The following is a 15,957-nucleotide window of genomic DNA, read 5'->3' on the forward strand; positions in this document are numbered from 1 at the left end:
CCGCGCCCTCCAACATAAAACATCGAAGAGCCTTGAGTAGGAGATAGCCTGTGGAACGCGAATTTATGGAGTTCGACGTCGTCATCGTCGGCGCCGGCCCGTCCGGACTGTCCGCCGCCTGCCGACTGAAACAGAAAGCCGCTGAGGCGGGCCAGGAGATCAGCGTCTGCGTGGTCGAAAAAGGCTCCGAAGTCGGTGCTCACATCCTCTCTGGCGCTGTCTTCGAGCCTCGCGCCCTGAACGAACTGTTCCCCGACTGGAAAGAACTGGGCGCCCCGCTCAATACGCCGGTCAAGGGCGACGACATCTACCTGCTCAAGGACGCCGAGAACGCCATCAAGGTTCCGGGCTTCTTCGTGCCCAAGACCATGCACAACGAGGGCAACTATATCATTTCCCTCGGTAATCTGTGCCGCTGGCTGGCGCAGCAGGCCGAAAACCTTGGCGTGGAAATCTACCCAGGCTTCGCCGCGCAGGAAGCCCTGATCGACGACAACGGCGTGGTACGCGGCATCGTTACCGGCGACCTGGGTGTCGATCGCGAAGGCAACCCGAAGGAAGGCTATTACACCCCGGGCATGGAACTGCGGGCCAAGTACACCCTGTTCGCCGAAGGTTGCCGTGGCCATATCGGCAAGCAACTGATCAAGAAATACGACCTCGACAGCGAAGCCGATGCCCAGCACTACGGCATTGGCATCAAGGAAATCTGGGACATCGACCCGGCCAAGCATCAGCAGGGCCTGGTGGTACACACCGCTGGCTGGCCGATGGACATCATGGGCACCGAGAACACCGGTGGCTCCTTCCTTTATCACCTGGAGAACAACCAGGTGGTGGTCGGCCTGATCATCGATCTGTCCTACGCCAACCCGCACCTGTCGCCGTTCGACGAATTCCAGCGCTACAAGCACCACCCGGTGGTCAAGCAGTACCTCGAAGGCGGCAAGCGTGTCGCCTACGGTGCCCGCGCCATCTGCAAGGGCGGCCTGAACTCGCTGCCGAAAATGGTCTTCCCGGGCGGCGCGCTGATCGGCTGCGACCTCGGCACCCTGAACTTCGCCAAGATCAAGGGCAGCCACACCGCCATGAAGTCCGGCATGCTGGCGGCTGACGCCATCGCCGAAGCCCTGGCCGCCGGCCGCGAAGGCGGTGACGAGCTGACCAACTACGTCGATGGCTTCAAGGCCAGCTGGCTGTATGACGAACTGTTCCGCAGCCGCAACTTCGGCGCGGCCATCCACAAGTACGGCGCCCTCATCGGCGGCGGCATCAACTGGCTGGATCAGAACATCTTCGGCGGCAAGGCTCCCTTCACCCTGCACGACAACAAGCCGGACTACGCCTGCCTCAAGCCGGCGGCCGAGTGCGCCAAGATCGACTATCCCAAGCCGGACGGCAAACTGAGCTTCGACAAACTGAGTTCGGTGTTCCTCTCCAACACCAACCATGAAGAAGAACAGCCCTGCCACCTCAAGCTCACCGACCCGAGCATTCCGCTGGCGAAGAACCTGCCGCTGTACGACGAACCGGCGCAGCGCTACTGCCCGGCCGGCGTATACGAGGTGGTGACGCAGGAAGACGGCGAGAAGAAGTTCCAGATCAACGCGCAGAACTGCGTGCACTGCAAGACCTGCGACATCAAGGATCCGGCGCAGAACATCACCTGGGTCGCCCCGGAAGGCACTGGCGGGCCGAATTACCCCAACATGTGATTCGTCCAGATATGAAAAAGGCTCCTTCGGGAGCCTTTGTTCGTTATGCGTAGGAGCGAGCTCTGCTCGCGAAGCTTTTGTGTTTTGCCGGATTCGCGAGCAGAGCTCGCTCCTACAGCCCGACGTGCCGCATCAATCCTGATAGATCATCTTGCGGCTCATGCCGCCGTCGACAACGAACTCCTGCCCGGTAACGAAGCCAGCTGCATCGGACAACAGCCAGGCGACCTGCGCTGCGACATCTTCCACCGTACCTACGCGGCCGACCGGGTGCTGCGCATGATCGAATACCGAAAGCGGCTCTTGCCGTTGCTGTGAGGGGTCACGCGCATCAATCCAGCCGGGGCTGACGCAGTTGACCCGCACTTCCGGCCCCAGACTGATCGCCAGGGCATGAGTCAGCGCCACCAGACCACCTTTGCTCGCGGCGTATGCCTCGGAATTGATTTCAGACTGACTGGCGCGCGTCGACGCGATATTGACGATGGCGCCATGATGCCCACGCAGGTAGGGCGCGCAATGCTTGGCCAACAACATGGCGCCGGTCAGATTGACCGCCAGCATGCGGTTCCAGCGCTTCAGATCGAGCGATTCCAACGGCGGCGTATGCGGGTCGGCAACCGCCGCATTGCACACCAGCGCATCGAGACGACCGAACTGGCCCAGCACCTCGGCAACACCAACGCTGACCTGCTCCTCGCTGGACACATCCATGACGACGAACCAGGCGTTATCGCCCAGTACCCGCGCCACTCTGGAACCACGCTCGCGGTTGATATCAGCCAACACCACCTGCCAGCCTTCAGTGATCAGCCAGGCCGCGATGCCCAGGCCGATACCGCGAGCGGCGCCGGTCACCAGGGCGACACGCCCATTATTGGACGCCCCGCCATCGCCCCACTCCAGCATCAGAGTGCAGCCAGACCGCGTGCCAGATCCGCCTTGAGGTCAGCCAGGTCTTCCAGACCGACCGCGACGCGAATCAGGCTGTCACGGATACCGGCATTGGCGCGCTCCTGCGGAGTCAGACGGCCATGGGAAGTGGTCGCCGGATGGGCAATGGTGGTCTTGGTATCGCCCAGGTTGGTGGTGATGGAAATAACGCGTGTGGCGTCGATCACCTTCCAGGCAGCCTCACGTCCGCCCTTGACCTCGAAGCTGACCACCGCACCAAAGGCGCCCTGCTGCCGCTTCGCCAACTCGTGCTGCGGATGGCTCGGCAGGCCGGCGTAGTACACCCGCTCGACCTGCGGCTGCCGCTCCAGCCACAGCGCCAGCTGTAGGGCACTCTCGCTCTGCGCCTGCATGCGGATGCGCAGAGTTTCCAGGCCCTTGAGGAACAGCCAGGCATTGAACGGGCTGAGCGTCGGACCAGCCGTACGCAGGAAGCCGACCACTTCCTTCATCTGCTCGCTGCGACCGGCAACCACACCACCCAGGCCACGGCCCTGGCCATCGATGTACTTGGTCGCCGAATGCATGACGATATCGGCGCCAAGCTTCAACGGTTGCTGCAGCGCCGGCGTGCAGAAGCAGTTGTCGACCGCCAGCAGCGCACCACGAGCATGAGCGATATCGGCCAGTGCGGCGATATCCACCAACTCGGCCAATGGGTTGGACGGCGACTCGACGAACAGCAGTCTGGTATTGGCCTTGAACGCGCCCTTCCAGGCGTCCAGGTCGGCCAGCGGTACGTAGTCCACCTCGATACCGAAACGCTTGAGGTACTTCTCGAACAGGCTGATGGTCGAACCAAACACGCTACGAGAGACCAGCACATGGTCGCCGCCGCTGCACAGGCTCATGACGATGGCGAGGATGGCCGACATGCCGGAAGCGGTCGCGACCGCCTGCTCGGCACCTTCCAGCGCAGCGATACGCTCCTCGAAGGTACGCACCGTCGGGTTGGTGTAACGCGAGTAGACGTTGCCCGGCACCTCACCACCGAAACGCGCGGCAGCATCGGCAGCAGTGCAGAATACGTAGCTGGAGGTGAGGAACAGCGCCTCGCCGTGCTCGCCTTCCGGCGAGCGGCGCTGGCCGGCGCGCACCGCCAGGGTGTCGAAACCTACGCCATCGAGGTCGCTATCGAGTCGACCCGCATCCCATTCCAGTGTCATTTCACTACCTCACGAACAATAGCCCGGTGCAATCCGGGAAATTCAGTATGACCTTCCCCCGGATTGCCTCCGGGCTACGCGCGACAGGCAGTGATCCTGCCCACCTGCGTCAGTTGTTGTACAGATCGATGATCGCGCTGACGACCTGCGACTTGGCCTTGGTGAGATCGTTGCGCGCCTGTTCGATACGATCCAGATACGCCGCGTCGACGTCGCCAGTGACGTACTTGCCGTCGAATACCGCGCAGTCGAAGTTGTCGATCTTGATCTTCTTGCTGCCGCTGACCGCCTCGATCAGATCCGACAGATCCTGATACACCAGCCAATCGGCACCGATCAGCTCGCAGACTTCCTCGGTGGTACGGCCATGGGCGATCAGCTCATGAGCGCTGGGCATGTCGATGCCGTAGACGTTCGGGTAGCGCACCGCCGGCGCCGCCGAGCAGAAGTAGACGTTCTTCGCCCCAGCCTCACGAGCCATCTGGATGATCTGCTTGCAGGTGGTGCCACGCACGATGGAGTCGTCCACCAGCATCACGTTCTTGCCGCGGAATTCCAGCTCGATGGCGTTGAGCTTCTGCCGCACGGATTTCTTGCGCGCAGCCTGGCCCGGCATGATGAAGGTACGGCCGATGTAGCGGTTCTTGACGAAGCCCTCGCGGAATTTCACGCCCAGGTGATTGGCCAGTTCCAGCGCGGCGGTGCGGCTGGTGTCGGGAATCGGGATGACCACGTCGATGTCGTGATCCGGGCGCTCGCGGAGAATCTTGTCGGCCAGACGCTCGCCCATGCGCAGACGCGCCTTGTACACCGAGATGCCATCCATGATCGAGTCCGGGCGCGCCAGGTAGACGTGCTCGAAGATGCACGGCGCGTATTGCGGATTCGGTGCGCACTGACGGGTGAACAGCTGACCGTCTTCGGTGATGTACACCGCCTCGCCCGGCGCCAGATCGCGAATCAGGGTGAAGCCGAGCACGTCCAGCGCCACGCTTTCCGAGGCGATCATGTACTCGACGCCCTCGTCGGTATGACGCTGGCCGAAGACGATCGGACGAATGCCGTTGGGATCGCGGAAACCGACGATGCCGTAACCGGTGATCATCGCCACCACCGCATAGCCACCCACACAGCGGCTGTGCACGTGGGACACGGCGGCGAATACATCTTCCTCGGTCGGCTGCAACTTGCCGCGCACCGCCAGCTCATGGGCGAAGACGTTGAGCAGGACTTCGGAATCGGAGCTGGTGTTGACGTGGCGCAGATCGGACTCGTAGATCTCCTTGGCCAACTGTTCGACGTTGGTCAGGTTGCCGTTGTGCGCCAGGGTAATGCCGTAGGGCGAGTTGACGTAGAACGGCTGCGCCTCGGCCGAGCTGGAGCTGCCAGCCGTCGGGTAACGCACGTGACCGATACCCATGTGGCCAACCAGGCGCTGCATGTGGCGCTGCTGGAACACGTCACGCACCAGGCCATTGTCCTTGCGCAGGAACAACCGGCCCTCATGGCTGGTGACGATGCCGGCAGCGTCCTGGCCGCGATGCTGAAGGACGGTTAGCGCGTCATACAGCGCCTGATTGACGTTCGACTTGCCGACGATACCGACGATGCCACACATGTGCCACGACCCCTGCTATGTAGTTCAGGCTAATTCAGCGACCAGCGCAGCGGTTGTCCGCACCGGCCACTCTATTCAAAGCAAAGCGGCTGGGTGAGCCACTTCGCTGTTCAACCATTGGCTCGACCAGCCCAGAATCAGATTCTTCGACCAGTCGGCAACCATCAGAAAATGCGGCACCAGCTTCGACTGCTGCCACCAGCTATCCTGCTGCACCGGCGCCAGGCTGATCAGCCCCACCAGCAACACGACCAACAAGCCGCCACGCGCCGCGCCGAAAACCATGCCGAGGAAGCGATCCGTCCCGGAAAGGCCGGTTACCCGGATCAGCTCGCCAATCAGAAAATTCACCAACGCGCCGACCAGCAGCGTAGCGATGAACAGGATCGCGCACGCCGCTATCACACGGGCAGATGGGGTTTCGATGAATTCGACGAGGTGCTGCGACAGGGCGCCACCGAACATCCAGGCAACCACGCCTGCGATGATCCAGGTCAGCAGCGACAGAGCCTCCTTGACGAAGCCACGCTTCAGACTGATCAAGCTCGAGATGGCGATGACGGCGATGATCGCCCAATCGACCCAGGTAAATGCCACGGTGCGCTCTGCCAGCGGGAAAGGCCGCGTATTCTAGCAGAGCGCAGCACGCTGAGTAACCGGGCCATGAACGCTGAGAAAGACATGTCATGAAGGCCGCTATCGACCTAACCCGGCAGACTCTGGGGCACCGTCACTCAGTCGGCTCCCAGCATGCCAACAAAGGCACCAGCTCACACGCCTCCAGCCTCATATACCCTGGAAGGCTCGCCAGTATCCAGTTACCCATACTGTTGCCCTCAAGAATCACCGGGCCGGTGTCAGTGAGGATCAGATCCCAATGGATGAGCGGCAAAGGCGGCACCAAAGCTGCAGCTTTGAGCGTCATGTCTAGTGCTGCGGCGAAGCCCGGCAATGACCTTCCCTCGATCTGCGCGCCATTGCAGCCTAACTGGCCGTGCCGCACTCCCGGTGCAGCCAGAGAGACAGCCTGCGACAAGCACCCTGTGGCCAAATTGACGACAGCGTAAAGGCTGCCATTGAGAAAGTTATGCGGGTTGCCCCCAGGCACTGCAATTGTCAGCATGGCCGAGTGCACGAAGGCTGACGAATTGGGCAAACTGGCCGTACTAATGCGTAGAACGGGGGCACGACCACTGGCTGCCAAGTCAGCCAGCTCTCGCGCAGCCAACAACTCCGACTGCACCAGAATATCGCCCTGCTGCGTGATCTGACTCAAGCGAGCCAATAGCGCAGTTGCACTCACCTCCCGCCCATTGAGGCGCCACCCTGCACCGCGCTTTCGCAGGGAGAATGCGTCTCGCCCGCCACTGCCTCGCCGAGGCTTGAGAAAAAGATCACTGGCTAGCGCAGCATCCTCCAGCCAAGCCAGGTCATCCATGGGACTGGACAGAGTCCCATGCACGGGCGCGACAGCACAGCCATGCGAACGCAGATGCTCGGTGGATGCCAATTTGTCAGCCAGTAGCGCATGCCCCTCAGGCCCCCCCAAGCACGCAAACACCAGATTGGCAGAGCGCACGGGCAGTGGGTGCGAACAACCATACAACGCCCTCCAAACGTAGGCCTCCAGCGGCGCCGCCCCCGTCATCAGGCACTCACTATAGAGTCGAGCCGTTGCAGTACCTCTCAGACTCAAGGCACGCGCAAGAATCAGCACTTGCTCCAAGGCAACCAGCAACCACAACAGTCGCCCCAAAATCCGCAGCAGCACGCCACCTGCAAAAGGATAGCGAGCCCCCCAGCGCGCAGCCGCAGATGTACGCATCCGCTGCGTGGCTACATCGGCACACCCTCGCCAGCCAAGCCCATCCAAAGGTGACCTATGCCAGAACCGCTTGAGCATCATGCTAACCTTGCAGCGCAGCCCCACAGCGCCTCAAACACTTCACACATCGCCACGCGTTAGCATTTGAATATGTCGCGTCTTAGTGATAGAAGATCGCGAATCTACTCTTCTGGAGCGAATGAACATGGACACCAACCTCCCCAACAACACCGAACTCACCCATGAAACACCACGCAAGCAGTGGCAAACGCCCGCTATCGAGGATGCCGACATCAGCACACTGACCAATGGCGGTGGCGATAGCGGAGTTGAAGGCAGCCCGTTCCTCAAGCCGGGATCCTAAGCCATTACCGGATGAGCAAGGTTGACTGGGCCTCTGGCGCACTTTCTTTAATCCTGACCAGTCCCTTGCCAGCCAATAGCTGTATCGCTCTATAGATATCAGCTTCGCGCTCCTCAGGCAGCAAGACATTCAGCTCAGTGACTGTGCAGGCATGATGCTGCTGAACCTGTGAAAATATCCGCCGCTGCACTCCGTCTACCGTCCAACGCTGACTGCCAGCAGTGATCTCCACCGAACCATCCGCCATCGGTACCAGCGGCACTCTGCGCCTTAGCGCGCATAGTATCAACGTATTCCCCTGCAAGTGCCGCCCCACCCCCAGCCCCCCAGCAGGCAGCGCCTCCTCACGCTGATCCAGCAACATCAGCACGCGATCAAGATCCAACTCCTCCACAGCTCTATGCAAAAGGATCCTGGCAGCACTCATCCAGCTTGCCCGCTCTTCAGAGCTCGCAAGGATAGGAATGTCTTGTCGACCGACAGCGTCTTCCTGGCATTTTTCCGCAAGCATCTTGGCCAGAGCCTCAATTCTTGGCGGCGTAATACCAACCGTCAAGTGAAGGGAGTCCTCTCCTTCGCACAAGGTTGCAGCGTGAATTTCGCCACGCGGTAAATACAGGAGATCACCAGGCTCAAGAACGGCCTCCCATTGCGGTTCACCCAATTCACCAGGAACCCTACACGTGTCCCGACAAAGCGGCGCTTGCCATGGCTGCCCCCAGCTTCGCCATCGTTTACGCCCATGCAAATGCAAGATGAGCACATTGTGACTATCCCAATGCGGCGAAAAAGCGCTCTCCCGACCAAAACTGGCATAAAGATTTACATGAGTCGCGGCACGAAACTCTCGCTGTATGATCGCGCTCACACGCTCGACTTCCGCATCCATACGATCCAGACCGTTTATGACCGTGCTGATGCCTTGACGAACATATTGCGCCAGCGCCTGGCCATTCATGCGCGTTGGCGGCTTTTGACGCTTGGGCCTCAGAATCGTCATCTCCGCAGGCAGAATCATGTCTCTACGAGCAAACTCGATATCTCCCGAAAGAACCTTCTCAGCAGTGATGAGCTCATTTAACCGCTCCCAACTCAACAACTGAGAGAAAGCTTCCGCACGATCCGTTCTCAACATCAAGCGCGTCCCTGCTGCTGCAGCGGCCAGCAATAAGTTAGGATCATGGGGATGCAACAGATCGACGAAAGACTTAATCATTGAAAACCTCGGAGTAAGCGCGACCAAGTCTAGAGACATAATCTCGAGCGAGCAAAGTGTCATTATGGATGTGAGTTGAATAGTGATAGCGCCATAAGCTCAGCTCCTTTACAGTCCACGCACATCTGAAGCATCCCCAACCCAAGCCGTAGCTGACCATGAAGAAAAACACTGTTCCGCCACCTTTTCACTACCGCATATCAGGTTTGAATGTTGCCTCGGACATCGAATTACCTATGCGTAGCAGGCTGAACACTGAAGACGCCCAACATGTCGATGTCACACTGCATGTCAATGAAGTACCAACGCAACTCAGCCACCCCACACGTAGCGGCCCCAACTGGAGCGCTGATGAAACGAGCTTTCTGCTGGACTTACCAGGTATTGGTCGCTTCATAGCAAGCAATGGGCAACGCCTGACACTACAGCCCGCCGATGGTATTCCGCTCGATGACATTCTGGTATTCGCGACCGGAACAGCGCTGGCAGGCATTCTCTATCAGCGCGGAGCACTGCTACTGCATGGCTCGTCGATCGTCCACGAAGGGCGCGCCTTTGTCTTTTGCGGCCCCAGCGGTGCAGGCAAGTCGACCTTGGCTGCAGCTCTCAACCAAGCAGGTTGCAGCTTTCTCGCCGATGACGTGTGCTCAATCGAGCTGGTAGCAGGCGCCCCTCGAGTCCATGCCGACGGACGCGCATTACGCCTGTATGCCGACAGCATCGGACAAGTCGGCCTAAAAGACGCAGTCGGCCCCAAAGTTCGTATGCACATAGAAAAATTCCACGTACAGCCGTCGACAAGCCTATACCGAGAAGACGGCATTCCACTCGCCGCTATTTATATGCTGAGCGACTCAAACGCTGCCTCACCTCCAGGGATAAGCCGCCTGCCCTCTCTTACTGCCGCACAAGCACTGTTACGTAACACCTATCGCCGCCGCTTGGCGCTTGCCTATTCGAGTCAAGGTCAGCTGGCGACCCAGACGGCAGCACTACTGTCCAGCGTCCCGGTGTTCCGCTTACACCGCCCTCGCGACTTCGACTGCCTAGCAGAAACCGTGGAGAGCCTCCAAACACACTGGGGCAAATATGCCCATGACTAAACAGGCGATCACCTTTCCACCAGGACTTGTCTGGCTCGCCTCCTACCCCAAGTCAGGCAACACCTGGATGCGCGTACTGCTCTCCAATCTCCTGGCAGGCCGTGACGAGCCGGCAGACATCAACAACCTGTCAAAACTGGACATGCTGGCCAGCCGCTGGCGCTTTGCTGACGATACGCTAATAGACCCAGACCTATTGAGCCTGCAGGAGTTGGAACTCATGCGCCCAACACAATGCGACTTTGTAGCGAACAACCTACAAGCCCCCTTCTTCTGTAAAACGCATGATCGCTTCCTGACGCCTACAGGCACGCCCACTCTGGGCACGCATGCACGCGCAGCACTTTACCTAGTGCGAGATCCCCGTGATGTCGCAGTCTCGCTTTGCCACCACGCCAGCCTGTCACTGGATACCACGATAGATCGCATGCGCGATTCGGACTTCTACACAGGGGGCGGCGCACAGATCTATTATCGGCTGGGCGACTGGGCCAGCCATGTATCGACATGGACCGAACAAGACGCAATCGACACCCTGATCATCCGCTATGAAGACATGCGCGAAAACACAGAGCAGATACTGAGGGACGTTGTCGACTTTCTCGGCGCAACAGCAACGGAGTCAGACATTTCGAGAGCCGTCACCCACTCGAGATTGGATGAACTGCAACGTCAAGAAGCGCAGAAAGGCTTCCGAGAAAGCCGGCCAGGCCAAGAACGCTTTTTCCGCTCAGGCCGTGTTGGAGAATGGAAGGAAGTTCTCACCCCTCAGCAGGTTCAACTCATCGAACAGCACTGCGCTGATGTCATGCTCCGCTGGGGTTACGAACTCGCTAGCTGAAGCAAGACAGCAACAGCCGCCACACACACTTATACAAGTCGAAGCACCGAGGACGAATGAACATGGGACGACTGTTTCGTCGCAACTATGATGTATTCGCAGCACCACTCGAAGATACGACCCTACTGCTGAATACCGACACGGGCACCTACCATGGGCTAAACCCGGTGGCCACCCGCATATGGGAACTGCTAGCCGAACCCACCGATGAAGAGCTGTTGGTTCGCCAGTTGAGCAATGAATTCGAAATAACACCGGAAGACTGCCTTCGCGAAGTCACCGTATTCCTGAACGAGCTTCGCGAACGCAAGCTGCTGGTCGACGCCTAAACCATGCGCCTCATCTGCGGCATTTTACATCTGGACGGGAACGTCGCTACGGATGAAACCCTGAACCAGATGGCAGCAGCAATGGTCGCCCCCGGGCTAACACCAATGGTGACGCGGCAACTGCATGGTTCACTGGGAATGGGGGTGGTGGACTTCAACGGCAAAGCTGGCGGCCTTGCCAACGAGGGAGGCTGGACGCTTGCCTCCGACATACGACTTAACCACTCCAAGGAGGATCCCGAACAGGTACTACTGAGCGCCTTCAATAAGCACGGCATGGATTTCCCTGACCACATCGATGGTGATTTTGCAGTAGCCTTGTGGCGCCATGAGCGCTCCGAACTCTGGCTAGGCCGGGACTTCATCGGCGCACGCCCCTTGACGTGGACCTGGCAGCCGGGCCACTGGTTCGCATTCGCCAGCCTGCCGAAGGGCCTTCATGGAGCAGGCCTGACCACAACCACGATCGATCCCATCGCCATCGGTTGCAAAACATCGCAAACCTACTTCAGTGGATCGGACAGCGGCTTCACGCAAATTGCCTACCTGCAAGCGGGACACAGCTTATGCGTACGCCAGCAGAGCGACTCGCCCCCAGTACCCCACCGCGCCTATCGCCCGGATCCAGGGCGGGTCGGCACCTGGCGAGGCACACAAGAGCAGGCCGCCAGCACCTTGCGGCAACTGATAGAAGAGGCCGTCACCACGCGGCTACCTTCTGCCCGACCAGTCGCATGCCATCTGACCGGCGGCCTCGACAGCTCGACCATCACCGTGCTGGCGGCACGAAATGCTCGAGAAAACGATAAGCGAGTATTGGCACTCAGCCTAGTGACCGAGAACGCCATAGGGCCTGAAGCACTGGACGAACGTCCGATGATCGCTGCCGTCCTCCAACAGGAAACAAACATCGATCATCTATACGTGCACGATGTATTGCCCATGCCAGGGGCTCTAAGCGATCCAGATTGGCCAGACAGCGAAATAGGTGGTGCGGACGACAAAATGCTGGCCGCTGCCGCCAATTATGGCGCCGACCGCCTGCTCAGTGGCGTAGGCGGTGACGAAGGAGCTACCTATAACGGCGCTAACCTCTACGCCGCGATATTCAAGAAGGGGCATATTCTCAAGCTGACCCGAGAGCTAGTGGCGCGCGCCAAGAGCGATGGCATACCTATCCACCGGGCAGTGAGACACAGACTCCTTGCGCCGCTGCTCCCCCACTCTCTACGGAATCGCTTACGAGGCAAGCCTCGGGCTTTGAACAACATACGTGGCACCTTGCGCTATCTGAACACGGACATCGTGGAGTCCGTTACCCAAAGATCGTTCGATAGCATCCTGCAAGAAAACACCCCAAACGAGCGAGTCAAAGCGTTTGCAGATCACCATATCCCTTCACGCTGCACTTACTACAGCATCATGGCAGCACGCCACGGTCTCGCAATCAGCTTCCCAATGCTGGACAGACGAGTCGTCGACTTTATTCTCTCTCTACCCCTGCATATGTTCCTCGCCGACGGGCAAAGCAGACAGCCTTTCCGACGCGCCATGCGTGGCGTTCTGCCTGAACGCGTACGCCTCGCCCAGCACAAGGTCGGAATCTTCGATGAACGTTTCATTCTCTATGCCGAGCAGCGGGACACACTTCTGGAGCAGCTAGAGAAAATTCGGCGCGCCCCCTCCGAACTGCAACAAAGAATTTTCGACCTAGAGGCCATCAAGGAAGGGTTGGAGCAATTACCAAAACCCAGTGAAGTCCGACAACTCATCCGCACAACCCCAGGCGCACTAGTAGGCGGCAACCCGCCGTGGCTACCTCTTTTCGCCGTAAGTTGCCTAAGAGTCGCCTGGCAGCTATCTGAACCAGCGGATCAAGCTCACTGAACACGCCTGCCTTCTCTCCATCCACAGGCGGAAACCGAAACTAAGAACTGCGTCACCCCGCCTCAGGCTGAAAACGTACGACGAAGCCGTTGAGCTTGTGCTGACGATTGAGCTGATCACGCAGGCGTTCGGCCTCGGCCCGCTCGATCAGCGGCCCGACGAACACCCGATTCATGCCATCGAAGGAGCGGATGTAGGCGTTGTAGCCTTGGCTGCGCAGCGTTTTCTGCAGATTTTCCGCACCTGGACGACTGGACAGGCTGGCCAGTTGCACCGACCAACTGATCGGCAAGGTATTGGCATCCAGACGACTCTCGGGCTTGCTGGCAGCAGCCACCGGAGCGCTCGCGGGCGCCAGCACCGCAGTGGGCTTGGCAGGCTCTACAGGCGCAGCCGGCTTCTGCGTGGTCGTCGGCTGAACCGGAACCTCCACCACTTGCGGCGCTTCGGATTCGGGGGCGACGGGCTCTTCAGGCAAAGCTTGCGGCTCTGCAACATCGGCGGGCTCGACGATCATTTCCGGAACGGCGGGTGCCTGCGGCATCTCCGGCGCGTCGACCACGACCCGACGCATCTCGTCCTGGCGTGACAGCAGCATCGGCAGGAAGATCACTGCCAGCGCCACCAGCACCAGAGCGCCAACCATGCGTTGCTTGAGCCCCTTTTCCAACAAAGCCATCCCCTACTCCACCGCTGAAAAACTCTGAGGCTGCGATACTGCCATCCGAACGACCCGTGGCGCCAGACCAGGAACAGCGATGGTCAATGCTGCTCAGCCAACCACTCGAGCGCTTCGGCCACACAGAAGAATGAGCCGAACACCAGTATCTCGTCACCGTCCAGCGCCTGCCGGCATTGCGCAATCAATGCCTCACGCACACTGCTGTACTGACTGACCTGAGCGCCAAGCGCACGCAATTGCGTTGCCAGCTCGGCTGCCGGACGCGTACGCGGGCTGCCCAGAGGCGTCACCGCCCAAGCGGCCACGATGCCCTGCAGCGGCGCCAGCACACCAGCCAGATCCTTGTCGGCCAACAAACCGAAAACAGCCAGACGTTTACCCGCGACGGCCCGCGCCTCGAGGCGCTGAGCCAGATAATCCGCCGCATGCGGGTTGTGCCCGACATCCAGCAGCAGCGTCAGCGCCTTGCCCTGCCAGGTCACCGTACGCCGATCCAGACGCCCAGTCACTCGGGTAGACAACAGCGCGCGAGAAATACTTGCCGCATCCCAGGGAAGATCGAGCTGTGCGTACGCCTGTAGCGCAAGCGCTGCATTTTCCATCGGCAGGTCGAGCAGCGGCAGATCGTGCAGACGCAGCACGCGCCCTTGCGCATCGAGCCCGAACCATTGCCAGGTGCTTTCAGCAACGAGCAAACCGTAGTCACGTCCACGCAGGAAGAACGGCGTATCCAGGCACACCACCGCATCGATCAGCGGTTGCGGCGGATCGACATCACCACACAGGGCCGGCTTGCCGGCGCGCATGATCCCGGCCTTCTCGAACGCTACCGATTCACGGGTGTCGCCCAACCAGTCGGCGTGATCCAAACCGATACTGGTGATCAGCGCCAGATCGGCGTCCACCAGATTCACCGCATCCAGACGCCCGCCCAGACCGACCTCCAGCACCACGGCATCCAGTGCCGCACGCTCGAACAGCCAGAAAGCCGCCAGAGTGCCCATCTCGAAATAGGTGAGGGAGATTTCCCCACGCGCCGCCTCGATGGCCGCGAAGGCCTGGCATAACTCGTCATCGCTGGCCTCGAGGCCATTCACGACGACGCGCTCGTTGTAGCGCAGCAAATGCGGCGAGCTGTAGACGCCGACGCTCAGCCCCTGCTCACGCAGCAGGCTGGCGATGAAGGCACAGGTGGAACCCTTGCCATTGGTGCCGGTAACCGTGATCACCTGCGGTGCCGGCTTGCCCAGGCCGAGCCGGCGCGCCACCTCGCGCGAACGATCCAGGCCCATGTCGATGGCCGAGGGATGCAACTGCTCGAGGTAGGCGAGCCACTCGCCCAGGCTGCGCGTGGTCATGCAGTGGCCGGCAGCGCAACCGGGGACGGACGGTTCATCAGTTGTGCCAGCAGGCGCGCCAGACGCGGGCGCAGCTCGTCACGCGAGATGATCATGTCGATAGCGCCGTGCTCCAGCAGGAACTCGCTGCGCTGGAAGCCTTCCGGCAACTTCTCGCGCACGGTCTGCTCGATCACACGCGGGCCAGCGAAGCCGATCAGCGCCTTGGGCTCGGCCACGATCACGTCACCCAGCATCGCCAGACTGGCGGATACACCACCGTAGACCGGGTCGGTCAGCACGGAAATGAACGGCAGGCCCTCTTCACGCAGACGCGCCAGAGCGGCCGAAGTCTTGGCCATCTGCATCAGGGAGATCAGCGCTTCCTGCATGCGCGCGCCACCCGAGGCGGAGAAACACACCAGCGGGCAACGCTGCTCCAGCGCGGCATTGGCGGCACGCACGAAGCGCTCACCCACGATGGCGCCCATGGAGCCGCCCATGAAGGAGAACTCGAATGCGCAGACCGCAATCGGCATGCCTTCGAGGGTACCGCTCATGGCGATCAGCGCATCTTTCTCACCGGTCTGCTTCTGCGCAGCGACAATGCGATCCTTGTACTTCTTGGTGTCACGGAACTTGAGGCGATCCACCGGCTCCAGATCGGCGCCCAGCTCCTCGCGCCCCTCGACATCGAGGAACAGATCGAGACGACGACGCGCGTCGATGCGCATGTGGTGGTTGCACTTGGGGCAGACGTCGAGGGTCTTTTCCAGCTCGGGACGATAGAGCACGGCATCGCAGGACGGACACTTGTGCCAGAGCCCCTCGGGCACCGAGCTCTTCTTCGCCTCGGAACGCATGATCGAGGGAATGAGTTTGTCTACCAACCAGTTGCTCATGCTGTTATCTCTCCATAA

The 15,957-nt window shown here is 60.2% G+C and carries 15 protein-coding genes; 6 read left to right on the plus strand and 9 right to left on the minus strand.

Features of this window, described 5'->3' with window-relative positions; genetic code table 11:
- The first annotated feature begins 50 nt into the window (after positions 1 to 50).
- Positions 51 to 1,715, plus strand: a complete 1,665-nt coding sequence (locus VC352_RS03085) for an electron transfer flavoprotein-ubiquinone oxidoreductase (RefSeq protein WP_322978102.1) — start codon at positions 51 to 53, stop codon at positions 1,713 to 1,715.
- Between the two features lie 132 nt (positions 1,716 to 1,847).
- On the opposite strand, the gene VC352_RS03090 is transcribed toward VC352_RS03085, so the two are convergent.
- The 5 genes from VC352_RS03090 to VC352_RS03110 all read right to left on the minus strand — a co-directional run bounded on the left by VC352_RS03090 (position 1,848) and on the right by VC352_RS03110 (position 7,359).
- Positions 1,848 to 2,624: an SDR family oxidoreductase gene (locus VC352_RS03090; protein ID WP_322978103.1), complete on the minus strand. Its 777-nt coding sequence runs from the start codon at positions 2,622 to 2,624 to the stop codon at positions 1,848 to 1,850.
- Positions 2,624 to 3,835 carry an O-succinylhomoserine sulfhydrylase gene (locus VC352_RS03095; protein WP_322978104.1) on the minus strand — a complete coding sequence of 404 codons (1,212 nt, stop codon included), beginning with the start codon at positions 3,833 to 3,835 and terminating at the stop codon, positions 2,624 to 2,626. Before VC352_RS03095 ends, VC352_RS03090 begins: the two co-directional genes overlap by 1 nt.
- Before the next feature lie 109 nt (positions 3,836 to 3,944).
- The gene (purF, locus tag VC352_RS03100) at positions 3,945 to 5,453 is read right to left on the minus strand and encodes an amidophosphoribosyltransferase (protein ID WP_322978105.1); all 1,509 of its coding nucleotides are present in this window, start codon (positions 5,451 to 5,453) and stop codon (positions 3,945 to 3,947) included.
- Positions 5,454 to 5,528: 75 nt separating this feature from the next.
- On the minus strand, positions 5,529 to 6,050 hold the full coding sequence (locus tag VC352_RS03105; RefSeq protein ID WP_322978106.1) for a CvpA family protein: 522 nt from the start codon (positions 6,048 to 6,050) through the stop codon (positions 5,529 to 5,531).
- A 133-nt stretch (positions 6,051 to 6,183) separates the two neighbouring features.
- Positions 6,184 to 7,359, minus strand: a complete 1,176-nt coding sequence (locus tag VC352_RS03110) for a sugar-transfer associated ATP-grasp domain-containing protein (RefSeq protein WP_322978107.1) — start codon at positions 7,357 to 7,359, stop codon at positions 6,184 to 6,186.
- A 124-nt stretch (positions 7,360 to 7,483) separates the two neighbouring features.
- Here VC352_RS03110 and VC352_RS03115 point away from each other — a divergent pair, with 124 nt between their 5' ends.
- Positions 7,484 to 7,642, plus strand: coding sequence for a hypothetical protein (locus tag VC352_RS03115; RefSeq protein ID WP_322978108.1), 159 nt, complete (start codon positions 7,484 to 7,486; stop codon positions 7,640 to 7,642).
- A 4-nt stretch (positions 7,643 to 7,646) separates the two neighbouring features.
- Here the strand turns inward: VC352_RS03115 and VC352_RS03120 are convergent, their stop codons facing one another.
- Entirely contained in the window at positions 7,647 to 8,858 is a 1,212-nt protein-coding gene (locus VC352_RS03120; protein WP_322978109.1) for a JmjC domain-containing protein, read from the minus strand.
- Between the two features lie 158 nt (positions 8,859 to 9,016).
- Here VC352_RS03120 and VC352_RS03125 point away from each other — a divergent pair, with 158 nt between their 5' ends.
- The 4 genes from VC352_RS03125 (at position 9,017) to VC352_RS03140 (ending at position 13,018) form a co-directional block, all read left to right on the plus strand.
- Positions 9,017 to 9,961, plus strand: coding sequence for a hypothetical protein (locus tag VC352_RS03125; RefSeq protein WP_322978110.1), 945 nt, complete (start codon positions 9,017 to 9,019; stop codon positions 9,959 to 9,961).
- Entirely contained in the window at positions 9,948 to 10,802 is an 855-nt protein-coding gene (locus tag VC352_RS03130; RefSeq protein ID WP_322978111.1) for a sulfotransferase domain-containing protein, read from the plus strand. Before VC352_RS03125 ends, VC352_RS03130 begins: the two co-directional genes overlap by 14 nt.
- A 62-nt stretch (positions 10,803 to 10,864) precedes the next feature.
- Entirely contained in the window at positions 10,865 to 11,131 is a 267-nt protein-coding gene (locus tag VC352_RS03135; RefSeq protein ID WP_322978112.1) for a PqqD family protein, read from the plus strand.
- A gap of 3 nt (positions 11,132 to 11,134) precedes the next feature.
- Positions 11,135 to 13,018: an asparagine synthase-related protein gene (locus VC352_RS03140; protein ID WP_322978113.1), complete on the plus strand. Its 1,884-nt coding sequence runs from the start codon at positions 11,135 to 11,137 to the stop codon at positions 13,016 to 13,018.
- Positions 13,019 to 13,070: 52 nt separating this feature from the next.
- Here the strand turns inward: VC352_RS03140 and VC352_RS03145 are convergent, their stop codons facing one another.
- The 3 genes from VC352_RS03145 to accD all read right to left on the minus strand — a co-directional run bounded on the left by VC352_RS03145 (position 13,071) and on the right by accD (position 15,939).
- Positions 13,071 to 13,697 (minus strand): SPOR domain-containing protein, encoded by a 627-nt coding sequence (locus VC352_RS03145; RefSeq protein ID WP_322978114.1) that lies wholly within the window; start codon positions 13,695 to 13,697, stop codon positions 13,071 to 13,073.
- Between the two features lie 83 nt (positions 13,698 to 13,780).
- On the minus strand, positions 13,781 to 15,058 hold the full coding sequence (gene folC / locus VC352_RS03150) for a bifunctional tetrahydrofolate synthase/dihydrofolate synthase (RefSeq protein ID WP_322978115.1): 1,278 nt from the start codon (positions 15,056 to 15,058) through the stop codon (positions 13,781 to 13,783).
- Positions 15,055 to 15,939 carry an acetyl-CoA carboxylase, carboxyltransferase subunit beta gene (gene accD, locus VC352_RS03155; RefSeq protein ID WP_322978116.1) on the minus strand — a complete coding sequence of 295 codons (885 nt, stop codon included), beginning with the start codon at positions 15,937 to 15,939 and terminating at the stop codon, positions 15,055 to 15,057. Before accD ends, folC begins: the two co-directional genes overlap by 4 nt.
- Between the last annotated feature and the right edge of the window lie 18 nt (positions 15,940 to 15,957).

It is taken from the genome of Pseudomonas sp. C11 (assembly GCF_034683865.1).
Taxonomy (GTDB): domain Bacteria; phylum Pseudomonadota; class Gammaproteobacteria; order Pseudomonadales; family Pseudomonadaceae; genus Aquipseudomonas.

Bases quoted from the DNA above. Each gene is read 5' to 3' on its own strand.
- VC352_RS03090 (WP_322978103.1), bottom strand. From the start codon at position 2,624: ATGCTGGAGTGGGGCGATGGCGGGGCGTCCAATAATGGGCGTGTCGCC.
- VC352_RS03095 (WP_322978104.1), bottom strand. From the start codon at position 3,835: ATGACACTGGAATGGGATGCGGGTCGACTCGATAGCGACCTCGATGGC.
- purF (WP_322978105.1), bottom strand. From the start codon at position 5,453: ATGTGTGGCATCGTCGGTATCGTCGGCAAGTCGAACGTCAATCAGGCG.
- VC352_RS03110 (WP_322978107.1), bottom strand. From the start codon at position 7,359: ATGATGCTCAAGCGGTTCTGGCATAGGTCACCTTTGGATGGGCTTGGC.
- VC352_RS03115 (WP_322978108.1), top strand. From the start codon at position 7,484: ATGGACACCAACCTCCCCAACAACACCGAACTCACCCATGAAACACCA.
- VC352_RS03120 (WP_322978109.1), bottom strand. From the start codon at position 8,858: ATGATTAAGTCTTTCGTCGATCTGTTGCATCCCCATGATCCTAACTTA.
- VC352_RS03125 (WP_322978110.1), top strand. From the start codon at position 9,017: ATGAAGAAAAACACTGTTCCGCCACCTTTTCACTACCGCATATCAGGT.
- VC352_RS03130 (WP_322978111.1), top strand. From the start codon at position 9,948: ATGCCCATGACTAAACAGGCGATCACCTTTCCACCAGGACTTGTCTGG.
- VC352_RS03135 (WP_322978112.1), top strand. From the start codon at position 10,865: ATGGGACGACTGTTTCGTCGCAACTATGATGTATTCGCAGCACCACTC.
- VC352_RS03140 (WP_322978113.1), top strand. From the start codon at position 11,135: ATGCGCCTCATCTGCGGCATTTTACATCTGGACGGGAACGTCGCTACG.
- VC352_RS03145 (WP_322978114.1), bottom strand. From the start codon at position 13,697: ATGGCTTTGTTGGAAAAGGGGCTCAAGCAACGCATGGTTGGCGCTCTG.
- folC (WP_322978115.1), bottom strand. From the start codon at position 15,058: ATGACCACGCGCAGCCTGGGCGAGTGGCTCGCCTACCTCGAGCAGTTG.
- accD (WP_322978116.1), bottom strand. From the start codon at position 15,939: ATGAGCAACTGGTTGGTAGACAAACTCATTCCCTCGATCATGCGTTCC.